The 527-nt window shown below is 68.1% G+C and carries 2 pseudogenes; one reads left to right on the top strand and one right to left on the bottom strand.

The features are described from left to right. Window positions 1–104: pseudogene (locus TN53_RS46440) on the bottom strand (short-chain dehydrogenase); the annotation flags it as partial. Window positions 105–179: 75 nt separating this feature from the next. On the opposite strand from TN53_RS46440, the pseudogene TN53_RS42065 reads away from it, so the two are divergent. Continuing rightward, window positions 180–527: pseudogene (locus tag TN53_RS42065) on the top strand (MerR family DNA-binding transcriptional regulator); the annotation flags it as partial.

Below are 527 nucleotides of genomic sequence, written 5' to 3'. Positions count from 1 at the left end.
GCGTAGACCTTGCGGGCGCCCCGTTCGAGCAGGCGCTGGGCGAAGGCGCGGCCCAGGCCGCGGTTGGCTCCGGGGACAAGGGCAACTGAGTTGTTGATGTCCATGCCCGGTACGCTAAAACCTGACGCTAACGTCAGAGGCAAGTGCTGGTCATCCGGGCCGGGTTGAGAGGAATCACCATGACCGTCACCGAGGCCGCGGACGAGCGGCTGATCCGCATCGGCGAGGTGGCGCGGGGTGCCGGCGTCTCGGTACGCGCCGTGCGCTACTACGAGGAGCAGGGGCTGCTCATCGCGGAGCGCAGCCCGTCCGGTCAGCGCCTCTAACGGCAGGATGCCGTCCCCCTGGCCCGTTTTTTCCAGCAGATGTTCGCCGCCGGCCTGACCAGCCGAAGGATCACGGAGCTCCTGCCGTGCTGGGTCGCCGGGCACACCGATGCCGACCAACGAGCCATGCTGCGCTCCGAACGTGACCGCATCCAGGCCAAGGTCGACGACTTGCAGGCTGCCCTGGACCGCCTCGACAAG

Source organism: Streptomyces sp. WM6386 (assembly GCF_000972385.1).
Lineage (GTDB): Bacteria > Actinomycetota > Actinomycetes > Streptomycetales > Streptomycetaceae > Streptomyces.
Note: the sequence above shows the minus strand (reverse complement) of the source record. Positions and strands in the feature narration are given on the sequence as shown.